The following is a 16742-nucleotide window of genomic DNA, read 5'->3' as shown; positions in this document are numbered from 1 at the left end:
TCTGGAGGTGACCTTGGCGTGACATGATCGGTGCAGGCGGGTGGAAATGACGCAAAATTTGCCCTACGCGTATTGACACCGATTTCATGAGCAAGAAACACACCGATCCCACCCCAAGCCAGGCTGGCTCTGCCGATGGGCCGCCAGCCCTCCCCGTGCCGCGCGGCCGAACCACCCTGGGCATGGTCGCCCAGCGGGCGGGCGTGTCGCCCAGCACGGTTTCGCGCATTCTCAACGGCACCGCCAACGTCAGCCCGGTCAAGCGCGCGCTGGTCGAGCGCACCATCCAGGAGCTGGATTTCCGGCCCGATCCGATGGCGCGCAGCCTGGCGGGCGGGCGGACCATGAGCGTCGGTGTGCTGACCCAGTTCATCGACAGTCCCTTTTACGGCGAAGCGCTACGGGGTATCGAGGATCAGCTGCATCCGGCCAATTACTCGCCCCTTTTCGTCAGCGGCCACTGGAACGAGGCCGAAGAAACCAGCCGCGTGGCCCTGCTGCAGGAGCGCAAAGTCGATGGCCTGATCGTACTCACGGGCCGCCTGTCCGATGCGGCTCTGCTGGAGCTGGCCAAGGCCTTGCCCGTTGTCGTGACCGGGCGGCGGCTCAGCGCCGACAACCTCTACAGCCTGGATTACGACAACGAAGAAGGCATGCGCCTGGCCGTGCGTCACCTGCATGCGCTGGGCCACCGCCAGATCGCCTTCATTTCCGGCCCACTGGATCACCCCGATGCCCAGGCGCGCATGGACGGCTTTCGCGGTGAAATCCAGACCACAGAGCCCGGCTACGATCCGGATCTGGTGGTCATCGGTGATTTCCAGGAGTCGGGCGGCTTTCGCGCCATGGGTCTTCTGCTGCAAAGCGGGCGGCTTTTCTCCGCCGTCATTGCCGCCAACGACCAGATGGCCTATGGCGCACGGCTGGCGCTGCACCGTGCCGGCCTGCGTGTGCCGGAAGATGTGTCGCTGGTCGGGTTTGACGATCTGCTCTACTCGGCCTACACGCTGCCGCCGCTGACCTCTGTGCGGCAGTCGGTTTACGAGGTGGGCCAGACTGCCGCCCGGGCCATGCTCGATCTGCTGGCCCGGCGCACGCCGCCGTCCAAAGTGATTCCGGCCGAGCTGGTGGTGCGCGAATCAACCCGCATGGTGCGCCGCTGAGCGTCTGATCCGGGCGCTCGGGAATCGGGCTTGATGCCGCGCTCAGTACCGCGTCCCGCCCGCCCCCGCCACACCCAGATACACCCGGGCCACCCAGGCCAGCAGCGCACGGCGCAGCCAGGCCAGCGGCCCTCGGCTGACGCCGGGAAGCGCGGTGACGGGGGTGGCGTGCTTCAGCGCCTGCTCAAAGGCCGCCTCCAGATCGGCGGCGAAGGCGGCATCGTGAATGGCCAGGTTGGCCTCCAGGTTGAGCAGCATCGAGATCGGATCGATGTTGCTGCTGCCCACGGTGCTCCAGCGGCCGTCGATGACGGCGATCTTGGCGTGCAGGAAAGCGCGCTGGTATTCAAAAATGGCCACACCGCAGGGCAGCAGGGCGGGGTACATGGCGCGGGCGGCATCGGCGGCGATGCGGTAATCGGTGCGCCCTTGCATCAGCAGGCGCACCTGCACGCCGCGCCGCGCGGCAGCCTGCAGCGCCTGCAGAAACGCGCTGCTGGGGTAGAAATAGGGCGAGATCAGCGCAATGCGCTCCTGCGCGGCCTCGATGGCGCTGATGTAGGCCTGCTCGATCGGACGGCGGTGGCGCGGGTGGTTGCGCCGCTCGATGAAGGCCGCTCGCGGGCCTGCACTGCACGTGGGTGCGGCAGGCGGTGGCGCAGGCACGACGACATTGGCCGCGTCTACGGGCTTGCGGCTGGCGACCGGCTGGTCTGCCGGTGAGGCTGCTGGCGGGTGGGTTGCCGGGTGGGACGATGGACCTGGCGGCCGCAGACGTCGGCGCCACTGGCGCCAGCGCCGTTTGGCGGTGGCCAGCGCTTCGGCGAGCGTTTCGCTGACCTGCTTGTAAGCGGGCTGGCTGGACAGCAGCAGCAGCAGTTCGCGCCACCAGCCGGATTCGCCGGATTTCATCAGACCCATGAGCTGCAGCAGCCCCTGCTCCACCTGCGCCACCACCGGGCCCTGAACGGCCACGGCGAAATCCAGCCGGGGGAATTCGCTCCAGCCGTGGCGCAGGTCGTGGCGGTCGTCCAGCAGGTTGATGCCGCCGACGAAGGCCGTCGTGTCATCGATCACGCACAGTTTCTGGTGCAGGCGGCGCAGCTGGTTGGGCCGCAGCCAGGCCGTCCACAGCCGCGTCACGGGCCGGAACACCATCAGCCGGATCTGCGGATGGCGCATGCGCTCGCGCAGCACGGGCAGGGCGCGTCGGCTGCCAAAGCCATCGACCAGCAGCCGCACGCGCACACCGCGCCCAGCGGCGGCCAGCAGCGCGGCCAGCAGGGGCTCCAGGCCCGGGTCGTCCAGCCAGATGTAGGTGGCGATCAGCACCTGCTCCTGCGCGGCGTTGATGGCCGAGGCCATGGCCGGGAAGAGCTCGTCCCCGCCGTGCAGCAGGCGCAGGTCGGTGCAGGCGCTGTAGCGTGGGGTGGGCGTCATGGCGTGGACCAGTCCAGCTTGCCCAGCAGGGGCAGGTGGTCGGACAGCGCCTTCCAGCCCGGTTCGCGCGGGGCCCACAGCGCCTGGCAGTTCAGGCCCCGGGTGTAGAGCCGGTCCAGCGCGAACACCGGCAGGCGCGCCGGAAAGGTGCGCACCGGCTGGCCCTGAGGGTCTGCGGCGCGGATCAGCCCGGCGTTGTGCCACAGGCTGTCCAGGCGCTCGTTCCAGTCGTTGAAATCGCCCGCCACGAGCACCGCGTCCTGCGGCGGAATCTGCTGGCGGATGTGTTCGATGATGGACTGCGTCTGGCGCAACCGGCTGCCATGCATCAGCCCCAGGTGGACCACCAGCGCGTGCAGCGGGCGCGTCCCTGGCGCAGCATTCGGCCCGTCAGCAGGCGCGTCCAGCGGCCAGTCCAGCACGACGTGCAGCAGGCCGCGCTGCTCCAGGCGGTGGTCGGAGATGTCGCGGTGTACCACCTGACACACTGGGTGGCGGCTGACCAGCGCGTTGCCGTGCTCGCCGTGGCGCGTGAAGGCGTTGGTGCGGTAAACGCTGTGAAAGCCCGGCGGCGTCAGCACCTGCGCCTGCGCCTGATCGGGCCAGGCGGCAGGTCCGTGGGCAAAACGCCGTGCCTCGCGGCGGTTGAACAGGCGCACTTCCTGCAGAAAGAGCAGATCCAGCGCCAGCCGGTTCAGGCTGTCGCCCAGGTTGTGGATCTCCAGCCGCCGCGCCGGGCCCAGGCCCTGGACGCCCTTGTGAATGTTGTAGGTCGCGACGCGGATCATGTCGCGGCGGGGCCCGCCAGGCGCTCGATGGCGCGCGCATTGCTGGGCGAGAAGCACAGCGGTGCGGCCTGCGCGGCGGGCAGCCACTGGTAGCGCACGTGCTCGCGCGGCGCGAGCGCGATGGGCAGGCGTCGCGGCAGCTTCAGCCCGAAAGCGTGCTCGGTGTTGCGCGTCACGCCCGGCGCGTAGCGGTGACGCCAGCGCTCGAAAATCTCGTATTCCTCGCTGTGCTGCCAGTCGATCAGGGCACTTTCCGGGCAGTCGGCGCTGCCAACGACCAGGCCCGTTTCCTCGAACACCTCGCGGATGCACGCCGCGCGCGGCGCTTCATCCAGCGCATCCAGCGAACCCGTGACGCTCTGCCACAGCCCGCTGCCCTGGCCGTCCGGCCCCGCACGCTCCAGCAGCAGCACCTCGCCCTGCGCGGTGTGAATGACGACAAGGACGGAGATGGGGATTTTGGGGGGGGTCATGTCTCTGCTTTCTGCATCACTGTGCCAGGGCGAGGAAAGTGTCGCGGAAGTCGCTCATGAATTCACGGCCTATTTCGACCTGTTTCCCGAAGTTCGGACTCAGCGTACCGAGAGCATCGCCACTGGCGGTATCGCGGAATTCCTGCGAGTCGTCGGGTTGTGTGTGATTCAGAGTCTGCATGGCAGCTTCCAGTGAATGGTTGACTGATGTGATTTGACCTGCCATGGGCCTTTGATCGCCTGGGTGTGAAGGTGTGGCACATCCAAGCGCGCTGCAACAAAAAAGGGCGCCCCACCGGCGCCCTTTGATCCTACCCGAAGCCGCTTCAGGCCGCAGGCGCGGCGGCGGTGTTGCGCAGGCGGATGTGCAGTTCGCGGAGCTGCTTTTCGTCCACGTCGGACGGGGCGCCGGTCAGCAGGCACTGGGCGCGCTGGGTTTTGGGGAAGGCGATCACGTCGCGGATCGATTCGGCGCCGGTCATCAAAGTGACCAGACGGTCCAGGCCGAAGGCCAGGCCGCCGTGCGGGGGCGCGCCGTACTGCAGCGCGTCCAGCAGGAAGCCGAACTTGATGCGCTGCTCGTCGGGCGTGATGTTCAGCGCTTCGAAAACCTTGGACTGCACGTCGGCGCGGTGGATACGCACCGAACCGCCGCCCAGCTCCCAGCCGTTGAGCACCATGTCGTAGGCCTTGGCGATGCAGGCGCCGGGACTGGTTTTCATCAGCTCTTCGTGGCCGTCTTTCGGGGCGGTGAAGGGGTGGTGCACGGCGTTCCAGCGGCCTTCGTCGTCGTCCTGCTCGAACATCGGGAAATCGACCACCCACAGCGGTGCCCAGCGGTCGTCGAACAGGCCGCTGGATTTGCCAAAAGCACTGTGACCGACCTTCAGGCGCAGCGCGCCGATGGCGTCGTTGACTACCTTGGCCTTGTCGGCGCCAAAGAAAATCAGGTCGCCGCTGGCCGCGCCGGTGCGCGCCAGAATCTCGGTCAGCGCCGCGTCGTGCAGGTTCTTGACGATGGGCGACTGCAGGCCTTCGCGGCCCTTGCTGAGGTCATTGACCTTGATCCAGGCCAAGCCCTTGGCGCCGTAGATTTTGACGAACTCGGTGTAGCCGTCGATCTCGCCGCGCGACATCTCGGCGCCGCCGGGCACGCGCAGCGCCACGACGCGGCCGCCAGGCGTGGTCGCCGGGGTGCTGAAGACCTTGAAATCGACGTCCTTCATGACCTCGGTCAGCTCGGTGAACTCCAGCTTGACGCGCAGGTCGGGCTTGTCGCTGCCGAAGCGGAACAGGGCGTCGGCGTAGCTCATGACCGGGTAGTCGCCCAGCTCGACGTTCATCGCCTTGCGGAAGACGTGGCGGATCATGCCTTCGAACATGGCGCGGATCTCGTCCTCGCCCAGGAAGGATGTTTCGATATCGATCTGCGTGAATTCGGGCTGGCGGTCGGCGCGCAGATCTTCGTCGCGGAAGCACTTGGTGATCTGGTAGTAGCGGTCAAAACCGGCCACCATCAGCAGCTGCTTGAACAGCTGGGGCGACTGGGGCAGCGCAAAAAAGTGGCCGTCGTGCACGCGGCTGGGCACCAGATAGTCGCGCGCGCCCTCGGGCGTACTCTTGGTGAGCATGGGCGTTTCGATGTCGACAAAGCCGTGCTCGTCCAGGTATTTGCGCACTTCCATGGCGACGCGGTAGCGCAGCATCAGGTTTTTCTGCATGGCCGGGCGGCGCAGGTCCAGGACGCGGTGCGTCAGGCGCACGGTCTCGGACAGGTTCTCATCGTCCAGCTGGAAGGGCGGCGTGACACTGGGGTTGAGCACCTCCAGCGTGTGGCACAGCACTTCGATTTTGCCGCTGACCAGGCCGGCGTTTTCGGTGCCGGCCGGGCGGGCGCGGACTTTGCCGGTGATCTTCAGGCAGAACTCGTTGCGCACGCCTTCGGCGGTTTTGAACATCTCGGCGCGGTCGGGGTCGCAGACGATCTGCACCAGACCCTCGCGGTCGCGCAGGTCGATGAAAATGACGCCGCCGTGGTCGCGGCGGCGGTGGGCCCAGCCCATCAGGGTGACGGTCTGGTCCAGATACTGTTCGTTGACGAGGCCCGCGTAGGTGGTTCGCATGCTTGCTCCGGGACGGTGTGGCGGTCGGTGTAAACCCGGCATTGTAGCCGGGCGCTTCAGGCCTGGGGCTGTTCCTGGGACGGAGCAGGCAGCTCGGGCGTGCCCGTCTGCGGCGCCACCACGCCCATCGAGATGACGTATTTCAGCGCGGCGTCCACGCTCATGCCCAGCGGCTTGACCTCGTGGCGCGGCATCATCAGAAAGAAGCCGGACGTGGGGTTGGGCGTGGTCGGCACGTAAACGCTGATCCACTCGGTGGCGCGCTGGCCGTCCGGCTGGCTCTGCTGCTGCAGCAGGCCCAGCACCTCGCCCGAGGGCTTGCCGGTGACGAAGGCGATGGTCCACGACCCGGCGCGCGGGTACTGCACCAGAACGGCTTCCCGGAAGGCCTGGCCGCTGCTGGAAAACAGCGTGTCCGACACCTGCTTGACCGAGCTGTAGATCGATTTGACGATGGGAATGCGTCCCATCACCCGATCCCACTGGCGCATCAGCCACTGGCCGAACACGTTGGTCACAAAAATGCCCGACAGCAGCAGCACGCTGGCCGTGACCAGCACGCTCATGCCCGGAATCTGGCCCAGAGACTGGATCAGGTCGGCGTGCTGCGGCGCCAGCGTCGCCAGCAGGCGCAGCACGGCGTTGAACACGCCCTGGATCAGGCCCAGGATCCAAAGCAGCACCCAGATGGTGATGGCCAGCGGCAGCCAGCTCAGCAGTCCCGCGATCAGGTAACGCTTCATGCGGCAGGCGCGCTGCTGGCGCCCGCAGCCGCCGCCTTGACGGCGGGACAGCCGCCCGCGTTGCCGCAGGGGGCGGCAGCCGGGGCAGGGGCGTCAGCGCTGTCGCTTTTTGCAGCGGCCGGGGCACTGCCGCCCTTGAAGTCGGTCTGATACCAGCCCGATCCCTTGAGCTGGAAGCCCGCAGCGGTGAGCTGCTTGGCAAAAGTCGGCGCCTGGCAGGCCGGGCAGACGGTCAGAGGGGCATCGGAGAGCTTTTGCAGCACGTCTTTGGTGTGGCCGCAGCTCTCGCAGCGGTAGGCGTAAATCGGCATGGGTGTCTCGCGAAAGTCAGGGGTCGAAAATCAATCAGCACAAACCGTTATTGTCGCCTGGCGCGGGCTTGCCTGCTCAGCCTGCACATGTTGCGGCAGGGTCATACACCGCCGGGCAGCGATGAAGACAAGGCATTTCTAGATTATAAAGAAATAAAGAACAAGAAATTATGTATTTGTAAGTCATAAAGGCGGGCGCTAGAGTCGCTCTCTTTCGCTTTTTCGGGGTGCCTCATGCACGATCTGGCCTTTGTGTTTGCTGGCCTTTTTGTCGGCTTTGTCGTCGGCTTGACGGGGGTGGGCGGGGGCTCTCTGATGACGCCGCTGCTGATTTTCTTCTTTGGCATCAAACCGCATCTGGCCATCGGCACCGACCTGCTGTTTGCCGCTTTCACCAAAATGGGCGGCTCGATCGCACTGGCGCGGGCCCGTGTCATCGACTGGCGCGTGGTGCTCCAGATGGCGGCGGGCAGCGTCCCGGCTTCGCTGATCACGCTGGCCGTGCTGCAGCGCATCGGCGCGCAGAGCGACGCGGCGCAGCGCGCCATGACGCTCACCCTGGGCGTGGCCCTGCTGCTGACGGCCGGGGCGACGCTGGTCAAGGCCGTGCGCGGCGGCAGCGTGGTGCGTGAGATCAGCCAGGAGGCTCTGGCCGACGCCACACGCCCGCGCCACTGGGCCCTGCCTGTGCTGCTGGGGGCGGTCATTGGCTCGCTGGTCACGCTGACCTCGGTGGGCGCAGGCGCCATTGGTGTGATTGCGCTGATGCTGCTGTACCCGGCGCTGCCGCTCCCGCGCATCGTCGCCGCCGACATCGCCCACGCCGTGCCGCTGACGCTGGTCGCGGGGCTGGGTCACGCCTCGATCGGGTCGGTGGACTGGGCGCTGCTGCTGCACCTGCTGGCCGGGTCGCTGCCCGGCATCTGGCTGGGCACGATGCTGTGCCGCCGCGCACCCGACCGCCTGATCCGCGGCACGCTCTCCCTGCTGCTGGCTTATGCGGGGGTGAAGCTGGTGATGGTGTGAAGGCTGTCCGTTTACAGGCGTTTCAGTGCGCAGCGTCTGGCTCCAGCCAGTTTTCGGCGACCAGGCCCGGGTAGCGGGCGAAATCGCGCAGCTTGTTGGTCACCAGCGTCACGCCCAGCGCGACCGCGTGCGCGGCAACGAACTTGTCCAGCGCGTCTTTGCGGCTGTCGCGCGTGGCCAGCCGGATCGGGCCATAAGCCATGCTGGCGGCAGCGTCAAAGGGCGCCACCGGAATATCTTCTGTCAGAAGGGCGAGATTTTCCTGCTCGGCCTTCGGGTTGGCGGCGGCTGCGGCGCCGTACTGCAGCTCGGCATAGGTGACAGCAGACATCACCACATCCCCGACACGGCAGTTTGCAAAGCGCCGGGCGACCGATTCCGGCTGCGTTTTGATCAGGTAGATGCACATATTGGTGTCGAGCATGTAGCGCGGCATCAGAGGGCATCCCGTTCGTCCTGCTCCTGCTCTTCGCGCCCGCCCGCCATGAAGTCCGGCGAAAACCGGGCGAACCGCGACAGCACGCCGCCCAGGCTGCGCCGTACCGGGCGCAAGGTGATTTCATCGCCCTTGCGCTCGATCTCCAGCTCAAAGTCTGTGCGGTCGTAGATCAGTTTGGCTGGGATAATTTATTTTGATTTGCGATATATTACCGGGAAAGACTTGGGGAGAGCTAGTGAGGCAACTGCGGTAGAGCCTGCGCCCACAAGCAATGGTATGAGAAAATTATAAAAATTTAGATCAAAAATTAACCCGAAAAAAACCGTTACAAAAAGGGCACCCCAAAAAGCGGACCAGCATATGGTTTCTCCTGTTCTTTCGGATCTAAATAAAGAAAAAAATATCCCGATAATTATTGTGATTGGCGCGAGGAATAGCAATCCAAAAAAGGAGAGGAGGGTGATTATGCTAAGTGTTTCATATAATGACTCGCTGCCAGTTCCTCTTTTTTATTTCGAAAAATACGGTTATGGCAAAAAAGCAGCAAAAACAACCTAATGCCGGTGACAGTGCAAATGCAAGTATCACGCGGATATAAGGGTATTTGGGCGGTGCGGGCGAGGCTGTCACGTTATGCTGGGGTCGGGCTTGATAATAGGGTCAACAAATGCGCTTTATCAAATGGCCGTGGGGTAAGTACAAGCTATTGCTGCAGATTGCTGCACTGCGGATTCAGACTGTAACCCTGAGCCGTTTCAGGCAGTTGGAAACATCAGTCACTAAAGACTGCCTGCGGCGCGAAAGGTGGAGGCGATCAATTATATCGAGGGAATTTCTAAAATATCGATGCCACGCCGAGAGTAAGGTTTGCGTATTTTTACCGTTTGGTTTGGCCTTCCCCTATAAAAAAGCTATTTTGAGTTGCGTTGAGTCACAAGCAGTGTCGCCACAATGATAATTAGAGCGCCAATAACAGAAATATAGTCAGGCAGTAGTCCAAACAGAATTACGTCGAACAACATTGCCCACAGAAGGCCTGTGTATTCGAAAGGGCCCAGAATAGATACTGGCGCCTTTGCAATGGCCTCAGTAGCAGCAATATGTGCGGCACCGCCCAGTACACCTGCGCCCAAAAGGTATATCCATATTTCAAGGCGCGGCATTGTCCAGCCAAACGGTGCTGACAAAAGTGCGAGCGCAGCACCTGTGACGCCAAAGTAAAATGGTATGGATGTAACTGTTTCAGTCTCCACCATATTCTTAATAAAGACGCGCAGGAATGACATCATTAATACAAAACCAAAGCCCCCGCCGACACCTAGCAGTGTGTGGTAATTTATATTTTCGCTACTGAGATCCGGTAGTAGCATGATAATGACACCGACGAAGCCGACAACTACAGAAATAGTGATTTTTAATGTAATTCTCTCTCCGAGAAAGTATGCCGCCAGCGGAAGCGATGCAATCGGCACAAGAAAACTGAGTGCCGTAGCTTGACCCATTGTGAGGTACTTGAATGAGATGAAAGAGCAAAGCATTGCGATAAAGCCTAGTAGGCTTCGCTTTGCATGCATCATCGGATGCTTGGTCATGATTCCCCGTGGGAACTCATGACGAACTATCATGTAAATCAAGATGGGAAATAGTGATAATAGCGAACGCCAAAAAATCACCTGTTCAAGTTCAATCGCTTGGGCTGCAACTTTGACGCAGGCAGACATTCCTACCATTAGTGCTGCTGCCAGCAATTTGAGCACTATCGCAACAGATAAGTCGGGCGACTCCGCTTTGGCGTTATTGATTTTCAATATCAGAATAGGTCTGAATCAGAGGTTCCTTAGCATGTCGCTTCCGTTTAGTTAAACGTAGGGATGCATACGCGTCAATGTTCACCGTGGGCTATCACATCCCCGGCACGATGCGGCTGAAGCCCGAGTCCACATAAGTGATCTCCCCGGTGACGCCGCGCGCCAGATCGGAGAGCAGGAAGGCAGCGACGTTGCCCACTTCGTCGATGGTGACGTTGCGGCGCAGCGGCGCGTGTTCTTCGACGAACTTCAGGATGGATCCGAAATCCTTGATGCCCGAAGCGGCCAGCGTCTTGATCGGCCCGGCGGAAATGCCGTTGACGCGCACGCCCTGCGGCCCGAGGCCCGCGGCCAGGTAGCGCACGCTGGCTTCCAGCGCGGCTTTGGCCAGGCCCATGGTGTTGTAGTTGGGCACGACGCGCTCGGCGCCCAGGTAGGTGAGTGTGAGCAGCGCCGCGTCGGCGCGCAGCTGTCCGGCGGCGGCCTTGGCCATGGCGGGGAAGCTGTAGGCCGAGATGTCGTGGGCGATGCGAAAGCCCTCGCGCGACAGGCCGTCCAGGAATTCGCCCGCGATGGCTTCGCGCGGTGCGAATCCGATGGCGTGGACGAAGCCGTCAAAGCCTTCGGGCCAGGCGGTTTTCAGGCCGTCGAACAGGTCGGTGATGGCCTGGTCGCTGCCGACGTCGCAGTCAAAAATCAGCTTCGAGTCGAATTCGGCGGCGAAATCGGTGATGCGGTCTTTGAAGCGCTCGCCAACGTAGCTGAAGGCCAGTTCGGCGCCCTGGCGGTGGCAGGCGCGCGCGATGCCGTAGGCGATGGAGCGGTTGGAGAGCACGCCGGTGATGAGCAGGCGTTTGCCGGTGAGGAATCCCATGGTGTGTCCTGAAAGTCAGTGGTTGCTGTAAGGGTCGGGGTAGCCCAGGCGTTGCAGGATGGCGCTTTCCAGCGCCTCCATCACCTCGGCTTCGTCGTCGGTTTCGTGATCGTGGCCCTGCGCGTGCAGGGCGCCATGAACGATGAGGTGGGCGCAGTGGGCCTCCAGCGTTCGGCCCTGGTCCTGCGCCTCGTGGGCCAGCACATCGGCGCACAGCACCAGATCGGCCTGGACGACGGGCGCCTGGCAGTAGTCGAAGGTGAGCACGTTGGTGGCGTAATCCTTGCCCCGGAAGCTGGCGTTGAGCGAGCGGCCTTCCTCGGCATCGACAAAGCGCACGGTGAGTTCGGCGGGGTTTTGCAGCGCGGCGCGCAGCCAGCGCTGCACGCGGTGGCGCGGGGCGGCGCTGCGCAGGGCCTCGCGCTGGGGGTGTCCGGCGGGGCAGGCCATCTGCAGCGAGAGCTGCAGGTCGGCAGCGGGCAGCACAGGGGGCAGGGCGCTCATGCGGGGCGGTCGGATCGGGCGGGCGCGCCCGGGCGGCTGGCGCGCTCGTAGGCCTTCACGATGCGTGCGACCAGCGGATGACGCACCACGTCGCTGGCATCGAAACGGGTGATGGCCACGCCCTGGACGCCGTCCAGCAGGCCCAGCGCCTCGACCAGGCCGCTGTGCGTGCCTCGGGGAAGATCGACCTGGCTGGTGTCGCCGGTGATCACCACGCGGCTGCCAAAGCCGGTGCGGGTGAGGAACATCTTCATCTGCTCGGAGGTTGTGTTCTGCGCCTCGTCCAGGATGACGAAGGCGTTGTTCAGCGTGCGTCCGCGCATGAAGGCCAGCGGCGCGATTTCGATCTGCTGGCGCTCGAAGGCCTTGTGCACGCGGTCCATGCCCATCAGATCGTAAAGTGCGTCGTAAAGCGGCCGCAGGTAGGGGTCGACCTTCTGCGCCAGATCGCCGGGCAGAAAGCCCAGGCGCTCGCCGGCCTCGACGGCCGGGCGCGTCAGGATCAGGCGCTGCACGGTGTTGCGCTCGAGCGCATCCACCGCGCAGGCCACGGCCAGGAAGGTTTTGCCGGTGCCCGCCGGGCCCACGCCAAAAGTCAGATCGTGCCCCAGGATGTGGGCCAGATACTGGCGCTGGTTGACGGTGCGCGCGGCCAGATCGCTGCGCCGGGTGCGCAGCACGGGCGGAATCACGCCGTCGCTGGGGGAATCCGGGACAGCGGGCGGCAGGCCGTCCGCAGCCGCAGCGGCGGGGCGCTGCCCGACCAGGGCGAGCTGCACATCGGCGGCCTCCAGCGGGACGCTGTCCGGGCGCTCGTACAGGTCAGTCATGACCCGGGCGGCGGCGGCGCAGGCGGCGGAATCGCCTTCCAGCACAAAAGAGGCGCCGCGCCGGACGATGCGCACGTCCAGCGCCTGTCCCAGCTGCGCCAGGTGAGCGTCCAGCGGGCCGCAGAGGCGGGCGAGGCGGTGGTTGTCCACATCAGGGAATTCGAGTTGCATGCGGGCATTGTGGCAAAAAAAGCTGCTGCTGACGCCAACTAGTGCCCGAAACCGCCGCATGACCCCCCCGCAGCGGGCGGTTGCGCGCGGGGCGCTCTTTCTATACTGCCCCGTCAGCCTGCCATCCGGATCATGCCGATTCACACCGTTCACCCTTTGACCGCGTCGCCGCGCGACAGCGCCGCAGATTTCAGCCGCCCCAGCACGCTGGGCGAGGTGCTGCAGGCGCGCGCCGAAACCGTCGAACGCCGGGCGCCCCTGCGTCGCTGTACCCGCCTTTATGTCGTGGGCGGGGTGCTGTTTGGCCTGGCCTTCGTGCTGTGCGGCTTTGTGGTGGATGCGCTGTGGCGCGGCTGGTCGCTGTCGCCGCAGCATGTGAAAGATCTGCTGCACACCAACCCGCTGCACGCCATCATCGCCACGGCGCCGCTGGTGCTGGGCGCGGTGTTCGGCCTGCTGGGACTGCGCCAGGACAGGCTGCGCCGCGAGCTGGCGCTGCGCATGTCGGCGCAGGAACTGGCGCGTTTTGAGGCCTCGCACGACAGCCTGACCGGCTGCGCCAACCGCCGCCAGTTTCAGGACAACCTGATCGAGGGCCTGCAGGGCGCCGGCGAAACGCGTCTGCTGGCGCTGGTGCTGATCGACATCGATCACTTCAAGCACGTCAACGACACCTACGGCCATTACGCGGGCGATGAGCTGATCCGTCTGGTCAGCCGGCGGCTCTCCACCCTGGCCCGGGGCGGCGACACGCTGGCCCGCTTTGGTGCCGACGAGCTGGGCCTGCTCTGGCTGGACATGCCGGATGAAGAGGCCGTGCAGCAGCGGCTGGAGGAGCTGGACCGCCTTTTCGACACGCCTTTTCTGCTGGAAACCTACAGCCTGCGCGTCACCGTTTCGGCCGGGGCGGCGCTGGCGCCGCTGCACGGGCAGGATCCGGTGTCCATGCTCAAGGCGGCGGACATTGCGCTCTTTCGCGCCAAGGCCGACGGGCGCGGGTGTCATTGCCTGTTCTCGGACGAGATGGGCGTGGCGCTGCGCCGCCGCCGCCGTATCGAGCTGGGCCTGGACCAGGCGGTGCGCTCGCCCGACCAGCTCACCGTGTTCTATCAGCCGCTGGTCGGCCCGGACGGCCACACCATACGCACCGCCGAAGCGCTGGTGCGCTGGACGCTGCGCGACGGCACGTCGGTGGGCCCGGGCGAATTCATCCCCATCGCCGAGGAAACCGGCCTGATCTGGCCGCTGGGCGAGTGGGTCATGCGGCGCGTTTTTGCGCAGGCCAACCGCTGGCCGCAGGTGGTCATTGCCATCAATCTTTCGCCAGTGCAGCTGCGCCGCTCCAGCCTCATCAGCCTGATCGAGGCGCTGGTGCTTGAATATGACGTGCAGCCCGCGCGCATCGAGTTTGAGGTGACCGAAGGCGTGCTGCTGGAGAACCACGCCGTCATCCAGGACAACCTGGACGCACTGCGCGCCATGGGGTTCCGCATCGCGCTGGACGATTTCGGCACGGGTTATTCCTCGCTGAGCTATCTGCGCAAGTTCGCCTTCCACAAGGTGAAAATCGACCAGAGCTTTGTGCGCGGCATCGGCGTGTCGTCTGAATCGGAGGAAATCGTGCGCGCGATTGTGTCGATTGGCCGCGCCCTGGGCCTGCGCCTGGTCGCCGAGGGCGTTGAGACGCGCGAGCAGTTCGAGTTCCTGCGCGGCATCCAGTGCGACGAGTTCCAGGGCTATCTCTTCGCCCATCCCATGCCGCACCACGCCTTTTGGGAGCACCTGCACGGGCCGCTGGATTCCGGCCGTCCGGCCCCGCCACTGTGGCCCCAGGACGAATCCCTGCCCGCGCGCGACAGCCTGTCGCCCAGCGAGGCCTGAGGGGCGCGGCGATGGAGCACTGGGTCGCCGTCAGTGACATCACCCTGCTGGTCAGCGGCATGCTGCTGGCGCTGGCCGGGGCGCTGGTCATGCTGGGCTGGGTCCACCCGGCGCTCAGCCATCTGACCGCGCTGGGCCTGATGGATGGCCTGGCCGCGCTGGCGCTGCTGATGCGCCAGGGCGATCAGACGCCGCTGGAAAGCGGGGCGGTCGGGGCGGGCATTCTGGTCGCCTACATGCACTTCATCCTGACCAGCGCCAGCCGCAGGCCGGGCTGGCATGCGCGTCTGTGGAGCCTGATTCCGCCTGTGCTGCTGCTGATTATGGCGCTGCCGCCTGCCCAGGCGGCCATGCTGGCCGCCCTTGGCCTGGTCGGGCTGTGTGTGCAGGCGGGCAGCATTTCGGCCTGGTTTGTGCGGCTGCTGTGGCGCGAGCGCCTGCCGCTGCGTCGGCCGTTTTCCGGCCTGCTGGTTTTTCTGCTGCCTGCGCTGGGCCTGCAGACGACGGTGCTGGCCTGGCCGGGCTGGCGCGGCGGCGTGCTGGACTTCGCCCTGGCGGCTGTGCTGGTGGCGGGCAGCCTGGGCGCGCTGGCCATGCAGGCGCGGGTGATGCGCCGCGCCACGCGCGAGCTGCAGGCCAGCCGCTGGCGCCTGATCCAGGCCCGCGAGGACATGGAAGCCCAGATCGACGATCTGGCCCGCGAGCGCGTCCAGGCCGAAGCCGGGCAGGAGCGCCGCCGCATCGCCGCCGACCTGCACGACGACCTCGGTGCCCGGCTGCTGACCATCGTGCACACCTGTCCTGATCCGTCCACCGTCGATCTGGTGCGCGAGGCGCTGGACGACATGCGCCTGTCGGTGCGCGGTCTGGTCGGCCGGGTGACGCCGCTGGCGCACGCGCTGGGCGACTGGCGCAGCGAGCTGGTCCAGCGTCTGGAGCAGGCGGACATCGTCTGCGACTGGCGCGTGCTGGACGGCGATGACGACGCTGCCGCCCTCACCCCCGAGCGCCTGGTGCTGACGCCCGAGGTCTACGTTCACACCACGCGCATCCTGCGCGAGATCACCAGCAACATCATCCGCCACGCAGGCGCCGCGCACTGCTCGGTGCGCGTGACGCTCTTGCCCTCGCACATGGAGTGGGACGTGGCCGACGACGGGCGTGGCATCCGCGCCGACAACCCCCGGCTGCAGAGCGTGGGCCTGGGCGTGCTGGGCATGAAGATGCGCGCCAAGCGTCTGGGCGGGCAGTGCCTGATCGAATCGCGTCCAGGGCAGGGCACGCGCGTGCGGCTGTCCATGCCGGTGCAGCCTCTGGAGGCCGACACGCCCCTGGCTCCGGCCGAGAAAACGCCCGCTTCAGTGAAATAGTCAGCGCAATCGTCGCCTTTGGGCGATCAGGCGCTGCCTACAATGGGTTCCAAAGAAATGTTCGAGGGACCATGAAAACCATCTTGCTGCTGGAGGATCTGCCACGCATCCGGCTGTGGCTGCACGGCCTGGCCAAGCAGGTCTTCCCCGACGCGGTCGTCCACGAGGCCGACTCGGTCAAATCCGCGCTGGCGCTGGTCGACGCGCACCCGATTGATCTGGCCCTGCTGGATCTGGGCTTGCCCGATGGCTCGGGCGTGACGGTGGTGTCGGCGCTGCGCGAGCGTCAGCCCGGCGCCGTTTCGGTGATCGTGACCATTCACGACGATGACGAATTCCTCTTCCCGGCGCTGCAGGCGGGGGCTCAGGGCTATGTGCTCAAGGACCAGTCCAGCGGGCGTCTTCTGGAGCAGCTCGCCCGCCTGGTCCAGGGTGAACCGGCGCTCACGCCCAGCATCGCACGCAAGGTCATGGCCTGGTTTTCCAGCACCACGGCGCCGCAGCAGGACAGCATTCTGCCGGATGTGCAGCTCACCGACCGCGAGCGCGATGTGCTGTTGCGCGTGGGCAAGGGCTACACGCTGCCGGAGATCGCCACCCAGCTCAACCTGTCGCGCCACACGGTGGCCGATTACGTCAAGCAGATCTACCGCAAGCTCAACGTGAGTTCGCGCGCCGAAGCCGCGCTGGAGGCCCAGCGCCTGGGGCTGTTCAACGCGCCGCGCCACTGATGCGCCGGCGTGGGGCATGAGGTGGGGGCGGCATAATCGCCGCTTTGACCGGGTTGCCCCGGCAGGA

At 65.3% G+C, this 16742-nt stretch carries 19 protein-coding genes; 6 read left to right on the top strand and 13 right to left on the bottom strand.

All coding sequences use genetic code 11. From position 1 onward, the window contains the following. The first annotated feature begins 86 nt into the window (after window positions 1-86). On the top strand, window positions 87-1163 hold the full coding sequence (locus tag RV045_RS08000) for a LacI family DNA-binding transcriptional regulator (RefSeq protein ID WP_423235257.1): 1077 nt from the start codon (window positions 87-89) through the stop codon (window positions 1161-1163). A 42-nt stretch (window positions 1164-1205) separates the two neighbouring features. On the opposite strand, the gene clsB is transcribed toward RV045_RS08000, so the two are convergent. The 7 genes from clsB to RV045_RS07965 all read right to left on the bottom strand — a co-directional run bounded on the left by clsB (window position 1206) and on the right by RV045_RS07965 (window position 7041). Further along, window positions 1206-2603, bottom strand: a complete 1398-nt coding sequence (clsB, locus tag RV045_RS07995; protein WP_423235256.1) for a cardiolipin synthase ClsB — start codon at window positions 2601-2603, stop codon at window positions 1206-1208. Further along, window positions 2600-3391: an endonuclease/exonuclease/phosphatase family protein gene (locus tag RV045_RS07990; protein ID WP_423235255.1), complete on the bottom strand. Its 792-nt coding sequence runs from the start codon at window positions 3389-3391 to the stop codon at window positions 2600-2602. Before RV045_RS07990 ends, clsB begins: the two co-directional genes overlap by 4 nt. Next, the gene (nudB, locus tag RV045_RS07985; protein WP_423235254.1) at window positions 3388-3864 is read right to left on the bottom strand and encodes a dihydroneopterin triphosphate diphosphatase; all 477 of its coding nucleotides are present in this window, start codon (window positions 3862-3864) and stop codon (window positions 3388-3390) included. The genes RV045_RS07990 and nudB overlap by 4 nt, the downstream gene beginning before the upstream one ends. 16 nt (window positions 3865-3880) lie before the next feature. After that, window positions 3881-4045: a hypothetical protein gene (locus tag RV045_RS07980; RefSeq protein ID WP_423235253.1), complete on the bottom strand. Its 165-nt coding sequence runs from the start codon at window positions 4043-4045 to the stop codon at window positions 3881-3883. A gap of 145 nt (window positions 4046-4190) precedes the next feature. Further along, window positions 4191-5987, bottom strand: coding sequence for an aspartate--tRNA ligase (gene aspS / locus RV045_RS07975; RefSeq protein ID WP_423235252.1), 1797 nt, complete (start codon window positions 5985-5987; stop codon window positions 4191-4193). A 56-nt stretch (window positions 5988-6043) separates the two neighbouring features. After that, window positions 6044-6730, bottom strand: a complete 687-nt coding sequence (locus tag RV045_RS07970) for a DUF502 domain-containing protein (RefSeq protein ID WP_423235251.1) — start codon at window positions 6728-6730, stop codon at window positions 6044-6046. Further along, a complete protein-coding gene (locus RV045_RS07965; RefSeq protein WP_423235250.1) occupies window positions 6727-7041 on the bottom strand; it encodes an FmdB family zinc ribbon protein in 315 nt (104 codons plus the stop codon). Before RV045_RS07965 ends, RV045_RS07970 begins: the two co-directional genes overlap by 4 nt. Before the next feature lie 234 nt (window positions 7042-7275). Here RV045_RS07965 and RV045_RS07960 point away from each other — a divergent pair, with 234 nt between their 5' ends. Continuing rightward, entirely contained in the window at window positions 7276-8067 is a 792-nt protein-coding gene (locus RV045_RS07960; RefSeq protein ID WP_423235249.1) for a sulfite exporter TauE/SafE family protein, read from the top strand. 22 nt (window positions 8068-8089) lie between these two features. Here RV045_RS07960 and RV045_RS07955 read toward each other — a convergent pair whose 3' ends face one another. Beyond that, complete coding sequence (locus tag RV045_RS07955) at window positions 8090-8503, bottom strand: type II toxin-antitoxin system VapC family toxin (protein WP_423235248.1); 414 nt, start codon at window positions 8501-8503, stop codon at window positions 8090-8092. Beyond that, window positions 8503-8694: an AbrB/MazE/SpoVT family DNA-binding domain-containing protein gene (locus tag RV045_RS07950; protein ID WP_423235323.1), complete on the bottom strand. Its 192-nt coding sequence runs from the start codon at window positions 8692-8694 to the stop codon at window positions 8503-8505. Before RV045_RS07950 ends, RV045_RS07955 begins: the two co-directional genes overlap by 1 nt. Before the next feature lie 172 nt (window positions 8695-8866). Here RV045_RS07950 and RV045_RS07945 point away from each other — a divergent pair, with 172 nt between their 5' ends. Next, a complete protein-coding gene (locus tag RV045_RS07945) occupies window positions 8867-9064 on the top strand; it encodes a hypothetical protein (RefSeq protein WP_423235247.1) in 198 nt (65 codons plus the stop codon). 353 nt (window positions 9065-9417) lie between these two features. Here the strand turns inward: RV045_RS07945 and RV045_RS07940 are convergent, their stop codons facing one another. The 4 genes from RV045_RS07940 to RV045_RS07925 form a co-directional block, all read right to left on the bottom strand. Further along, window positions 9418-10314, bottom strand: coding sequence for a DMT family transporter (locus tag RV045_RS07940; protein ID WP_423235246.1), 897 nt, complete (start codon window positions 10312-10314; stop codon window positions 9418-9420). 94 nt (window positions 10315-10408) lie between these two features. After that, window positions 10409-11188, bottom strand: a complete 780-nt coding sequence (fabI, locus tag RV045_RS07935; RefSeq protein ID WP_423235245.1) for an enoyl-ACP reductase FabI — start codon at window positions 11186-11188, stop codon at window positions 10409-10411. A gap of 15 nt (window positions 11189-11203) precedes the next feature. Beyond that, the gene (gene ybeY, locus RV045_RS07930; protein ID WP_423235322.1) at window positions 11204-11671 is read right to left on the bottom strand and encodes an rRNA maturation RNase YbeY; all 468 of its coding nucleotides are present in this window, start codon (window positions 11669-11671) and stop codon (window positions 11204-11206) included. A gap of 17 nt (window positions 11672-11688) precedes the next feature. Then, window positions 11689-12693: a PhoH family protein gene (locus RV045_RS07925; protein WP_423235244.1), complete on the bottom strand. Its 1005-nt coding sequence runs from the start codon at window positions 12691-12693 to the stop codon at window positions 11689-11691. 132 nt (window positions 12694-12825) lie between these two features. Here RV045_RS07925 and RV045_RS07920 point away from each other — a divergent pair, with 132 nt between their 5' ends. From RV045_RS07920 to RV045_RS07910, 3 genes are all read left to right on the top strand, one after another. Next, on the top strand, window positions 12826-14574 hold the full coding sequence (locus tag RV045_RS07920; RefSeq protein ID WP_423235243.1) for a putative bifunctional diguanylate cyclase/phosphodiesterase: 1749 nt from the start codon (window positions 12826-12828) through the stop codon (window positions 14572-14574). An 11-nt stretch (window positions 14575-14585) separates the two neighbouring features. Beyond that, window positions 14586-15944, top strand: a complete 1359-nt coding sequence (locus RV045_RS07915) for a sensor histidine kinase (protein ID WP_423235242.1) — start codon at window positions 14586-14588, stop codon at window positions 15942-15944. A gap of 71 nt (window positions 15945-16015) precedes the next feature. Beyond that, window positions 16016-16675 carry a response regulator gene (locus RV045_RS07910; protein ID WP_423235241.1) on the top strand — a complete coding sequence of 220 codons (660 nt, stop codon included), beginning with the start codon at window positions 16016-16018 and terminating at the stop codon, window positions 16673-16675. The last annotated feature ends 67 nt before the right edge of the window (window positions 16676-16742 follow it).

This window comes from Amphibiibacter pelophylacis (genome assembly GCF_037688875.1).
Lineage (GTDB): Bacteria > Pseudomonadota > Gammaproteobacteria > Burkholderiales > Burkholderiaceae_C > Amphibiibacter > Amphibiibacter pelophylacis.
Note: the sequence above shows the minus strand (reverse complement) of the source record. Positions and strands in the feature narration are given on the sequence as shown.

Excerpts from the sequence above, each read along its gene's own strand:
- RV045_RS08000 (WP_423235257.1), top strand. The coding sequence starts at position 87 with ATGAGCAAGAAACACACCGATCCCACCCCAAGCCAGGCTGGCTCTGCC.
- clsB (WP_423235256.1), bottom strand. The coding sequence starts at position 2,603 with ATGACGCCCACCCCACGCTACAGCGCCTGCACCGACCTGCGCCTGCTG.
- RV045_RS07990 (WP_423235255.1), bottom strand. The coding sequence starts at position 3,391 with ATGATCCGCGTCGCGACCTACAACATTCACAAGGGCGTCCAGGGCCTG.
- nudB (WP_423235254.1), bottom strand. The coding sequence starts at position 3,864 with ATGACCCCCCCCAAAATCCCCATCTCCGTCCTTGTCGTCATTCACACC.
- RV045_RS07980 (WP_423235253.1), bottom strand. The coding sequence starts at position 4,045 with ATGCAGACTCTGAATCACACACAACCCGACGACTCGCAGGAATTCCGC.
- aspS (WP_423235252.1), bottom strand. The coding sequence starts at position 5,987 with ATGCGAACCACCTACGCGGGCCTCGTCAACGAACAGTATCTGGACCAG.
- RV045_RS07970 (WP_423235251.1), bottom strand. The coding sequence starts at position 6,730 with ATGAAGCGTTACCTGATCGCGGGACTGCTGAGCTGGCTGCCGCTGGCC.
- RV045_RS07965 (WP_423235250.1), bottom strand. The coding sequence starts at position 7,041 with ATGCCGATTTACGCCTACCGCTGCGAGAGCTGCGGCCACACCAAAGAC.
- RV045_RS07960 (WP_423235249.1), top strand. The coding sequence starts at position 7,276 with ATGCACGATCTGGCCTTTGTGTTTGCTGGCCTTTTTGTCGGCTTTGTC.
- RV045_RS07955 (WP_423235248.1), bottom strand. The coding sequence starts at position 8,503 with ATGCCGCGCTACATGCTCGACACCAATATGTGCATCTACCTGATCAAA.
- RV045_RS07945 (WP_423235247.1), top strand. The coding sequence starts at position 8,867 with ATGGTTTCTCCTGTTCTTTCGGATCTAAATAAAGAAAAAAATATCCCG.
- fabI (WP_423235245.1), bottom strand. The coding sequence starts at position 11,188 with ATGGGATTCCTCACCGGCAAACGCCTGCTCATCACCGGCGTGCTCTCC.
- RV045_RS07925 (WP_423235244.1), bottom strand. The coding sequence starts at position 12,693 with ATGCAACTCGAATTCCCTGATGTGGACAACCACCGCCTCGCCCGCCTC.
- RV045_RS07920 (WP_423235243.1), top strand. The coding sequence starts at position 12,826 with ATGCCGATTCACACCGTTCACCCTTTGACCGCGTCGCCGCGCGACAGC.
- RV045_RS07915 (WP_423235242.1), top strand. The coding sequence starts at position 14,586 with ATGGAGCACTGGGTCGCCGTCAGTGACATCACCCTGCTGGTCAGCGGC.
- RV045_RS07910 (WP_423235241.1), top strand. The coding sequence starts at position 16,016 with ATGAAAACCATCTTGCTGCTGGAGGATCTGCCACGCATCCGGCTGTGG.